Genomic DNA, 4,172 nt, shown 5'->3' with positions numbered 1-4,172 from the left:
GAGCTGCTGCACCTGGGCCTGTAGGTAGGGGATCCCCACCCGGTGGCAATAGTCGCCGAAGCGCTCTTGGGGGTGGCGCTCCTGCTTGTAGAGCTGCAGAAGAACTCTCATCAGCGGCACGATCTGGCTAATGTGCACCCGATCCTGAAACGGCTGGGCCAGGCGATCCCCTTGCGGGCTGGCCCCCAGCCAGATTTGGTAGTAGCCATCGGGGGCGGATCCCACCAAGCCGAGCTCTGCCAAGTAAGGCCGGGCACAGCCATTGGGGCAGCCGGTCATGCGCACCAAAAAGGGCGAATCCTGCAGCCCCAGCTCCTGCAACACCTGATCCAACTGGCGAATCAGGGTGGGCAGGGCTCGCTCCGACTCGGTAATGGCCAAGCCGCAGGTGGGAAGCGCCGGACAGGCCATGGAGAGCCGCACCAGCTCCGGGATCTCCTCTTTGGAAAGCACCCCGTGGGACTTGAGGATCTGGTTGATGGCCTCTCGCTGGTGATCCTCGATGTCAATGAAGATCACGTCCTGCGTAGGAGTCAGCCGCAGGTGTAGAGAAAATTCCTCTACAATCTTGCGCAGGGCCGTTTTCAACTGCCGCTCCGGCGTATCTTGGATGCGGCCATTTTCAATGGAGAGGCCCAAAAACCAACGGCCATCCCCTTGCTCGTGCCAGCCCAGGTAGTCGTCGCTGTTGGGGATACACTTGGGCAAGGGACGAAAACGGGGCAATTTTTCCCCAACATACTCCTCAACAGCGCGGCGAAACTTGCGGATCCCCCAGTCGCGCACCAGATACTTCAGCCGTGCCTGCTTGCGGTCGTAGCGGTTGCCGTGATCCCGCTGCACCGCCAAAATCGCCTGGCAAACCCGGTACACCGCTTCCGGCGGGGCAAAGCAGAGCTTCTGGGCCAAAAGGGGTTGGGTCTCCTCCTTGCCGTGGGTGCGCCCCATGCCGCCGCCCACCACGATGTTGAAGCCCTTGAGGTTGCCCTTGCGGTCGGTGAGGACGATCAAACCCAGGTCTTGGGAGTACACATCGACGGTGTTCTCCCCGGCTACGGCGATGGCCGTCTTAAACTTGCGGGGCAGATAGACCGGGCCATAGAGAGGTTCCGGCCCCTCCAGCCTCACGCCGTTGCCTACAAACTGCTCGGCTTCCCGGACTTCCGGATCCACCGGCGGGATGGGAACCGGCTCCCCATCCACCCACAGCTCGTAGTAGGCAGAAGTCTTTGGAGCCAGGAGATCCGCCAGCTTGCGGGCATACTCCTGGGCGTAGCGGTAGGCAGGCCGGTTTTTGTAGGGGGCGACTGGTGCCATGACGTTGCGGTTGACATCGCCACAGGCGGCCAGGGTGGATCCCATCTGCCGGACGATGCTGGCCACCGTGGCCTTGAGATTTTTCTTCAAGATCCCGTGGAGTTGAAAGGTCTGCCGGGTGGTGGCCCGCAGGGTGCCGTTGCCGTACTCCTCGGCCAGCCGATCCAGGGTCAAGTAGAGCTGCGGCGGCACATGCCCCCCCGGAATACGGGTGCGCAACATCATCTCGTAGGCCCGCTCCAACCCCTCCTGCTTTCGCTGCTGCCGCAGATCCCGGTCGTCCTGCTGGTAGGCGCCATGAAACTTGAGCACCTGCACCGCCGCTTCGCTAAAGTGGGTAGTGTCTTGGGCCAGCTCCTGCCGCAAGGGATCCCGCAGGAAATGGCTATCTGCCTTGATCTGCTCCACCTTGGAGCGCTTGGCCTCAGAGCCGACAAGGGAGCTCATCTGATTCTCCAGTAATCCGGTCGGAATACCTGTGAAACAGGGTAGCATCTCCCCTGGACTGCGTCCAGTTCTATGGGTTTGAGGTGGAACAGCCTACCCCCCTCTCCCAGAGGGAGAGGGGACGGGGGTGAGGGTCGTCACTCTGTCTGAGAGAGGGGCCGGGGGTGTTCGCGCTAGCGGCGCGGAGCGCTTGGGTCGTCACTCAGGGAGAGGGGCCGGGGGTGAGGGGTACCAGGGCAGATTGAGAGCTAAGGCAGCGCTCTAGCCGGCCAGGGCCAAGCGGGCGCCGTATTCTGCCGCCGACCAGAGTTTCCAGGCAGAGTTGCCCTGTAGCTCCAAGACCAGGTCGTGGTAGGCCAGGAGAGTGGGGCGGTGGCCGACGCTGACGTAGGTGGTGTTGAGGTGTTGCAGTTGCAGGTAGAGCAGCTTTTCGTTGGCTACATCTAGAGCGCTGGTGGCCTCGTCCAAAATGGCGTAGCGGGGCTGAGTAATCAAAATGCGGGCAAAGGCCAGGCGCTGCTGTTCCCCCAAAGAGAGGGTGCTGGCCCAATCTTTCTCCACGTCAAAGCCGCCCACCCGCTCCGGCAAATCGGCTAGGTTCACCTGGGCCAAAACCCGGATGAGATCTGCATCGCTGAGATCCCGGCGACGACCTGGATAGAGGAGTTGATCCCGCAGGGATCCCAGCAGCATGTAGGGCTTTTGCGGCAGGAAGAGCATCTCGGTGGTGTCGGGGCGGGCGATGGATCCCTGGCCGTTGTTCCACAGGCCGGCAATGGCCCGCAGTAGGGAGCTCTTGCCGCTGCCGCTGGCCCCCACAATGAGCAGCCGTTGGCCTGCCTCTAAACTCAGAGACAGATCCCGCACCAGGGTTCGTTCCGAGTTTGGTGTTAGCAAAGTAACCTGCTGCAGCGCCAGTTGGGGAGCGATGCGAGTTTGGATGGTGCTCTCCTGGTCGCGGGTGTGGCGCAGGGCCGGATTCTCCAACGTTTCGTAAAAGGACCCTAGACGGTTGATCCCGGCGGCAAAGCTGGAGATGCTTTGGATCTGGTTGGCCACAATTGAAAGGGCACTCAGCACCTGGCTAAAGGCAATGGTGGCCTGGGTAATGGTGCCAAAATCCCGTACGCCGCTAAAGTAAAGGGGGGCCACAATTACATAGGGCACAATGCGCGTGAAGTAGTTATAGGCATACTGAAAAATGTCAATAATGGCCTGCCAAATGATTAACAAGTCAAAGTTGCGCAGGGCAGCGGCAAAGCGATTCAAGATCTGCCTCAGCTCTAGGTCTTCTCCCTGGTAAAAGGCGATGGACTCAGCGTTGTCCCGCACGTGGACTAGGCTGTAGCGAAAGTCAGCCTCGTAGCGCAGTTGATCGAAGTTAATTTTAATCAGCTTGCGACCGGCCAAAATGGCAATGGCGGTGCCGATGGTAGCATAGATAACCAGTCCCACCGCCAAGGGGCGGGAGATGCTGTAGAGAATGCCGGTAAAGGCGTAGAGGGTGAGGATCGAGTCGAGAATATCCAGCAAAAAAGAAAGGGTGGTGCCGGTAAAGGAGCGAACGTCTTCGGAGATGCGCTGGTCGGGGTTATCAATCTCTGTGTTAGCGGCGTTAGAATCCAGCTCGTAGTAGGCCCGCTGCTCGAAGTAGCGATCCAGAAAGTGGTCGGTCAGCCATTCCCGCCAAAACAGGCCCAGCTTCAGCCGTGTATACCGATAGATCACCAAAATGGGAATGGCCGAGATGATCAACACCCCGTAGATGATTAAAAACTGCCAGAAGGTGTTCTCTTCTTTTTGCTGTAGGGCGGTGTCGATAAACCGAAAGATAAAGCTGATCATCACGTTTAATCGGTTTACCGTTAAAGATAGAAACAGCAAAAAGGTCAACAACAGCCATTGCAGCCAGCGCCGCTGAATCTGGCGCCACACCAGCCCAAAGGCCAGGCTGCTCAGAGCCAAGCTGGCTGCGGCCACCCACAGCAGCGGCGAGGCCAAGTTTCTCTCCGTTTGCGCCACCAGCCCGGCTGCTACATTGGTAAAAAACTCTGGGAACAGGGCCTGACCAACCAAGGTCACCCCAATCTCCACAAAGAACATCAAGGCAACCACAAACACCATGGCCGCTGCCAGCAAGCCAAAGAAAATCCAGCCCCCGTAGCGCACCCGCGGATAAAAGTAGGGCTGAGCTACCGTGATAAAGCGGTCCCAAAGTTTGCGGTCGAAATTAAATTGAGCGGCTTGGGATTCCATGTTTGTGGTCGTGGTCAAGAGCGTGGGATCGACATCTTCCAGGCTAGCAGGCCAGGGATCCCTTCTCGGTCCACCAGGAGCAAATCCCTTCGCCTCTGAGGAAGAGCCCCGCTGCTCATGCTGAGCCAGTGCTGGTAGGGCTTATGTCCAGC

2 protein-coding genes are annotated in these 4,172 nt (G+C 59.2%); both read right to left on the bottom strand.

Annotated features, from left to right (window positions below; all coding sequences use genetic code 11):
* Window positions 1–1,764: NADPH-dependent assimilatory sulfite reductase hemoprotein subunit (locus NW844_RS08785; RefSeq protein WP_414335008.1), on the bottom strand; the 1,764-nt coding region annotated here is incomplete at its 3' end.
* Between the two features lie 261 nt (window positions 1,765–2,025).
* On the bottom strand, window positions 2,026–4,020 hold the full coding sequence (locus NW844_RS08780; RefSeq protein ID WP_414335011.1) for an ABC transporter ATP-binding protein/permease: 1,995 nt from the start codon (window positions 4,018–4,020) through the stop codon (window positions 2,026–2,028).
* Window positions 4,021–4,172: the final 152 nt, after the last annotated feature.

Source organism: Synechococcus sp. H55.2 (assembly GCF_047462495.1).
Taxonomy (GTDB): Bacteria; Cyanobacteriota; Cyanobacteriia; order Thermostichales; family Thermostichaceae; genus Thermostichus.
This window is presented reverse-complemented; position numbering and strand designations above follow the sequence as displayed.

Bases quoted from the DNA above. Each gene is read 5' to 3' on its own strand.
- NW844_RS08780 (WP_414335011.1), bottom strand. From the start codon at position 4,020: ATGGAATCCCAAGCCGCTCAATTTAATTTCGACCGCAAACTTTGGGAC.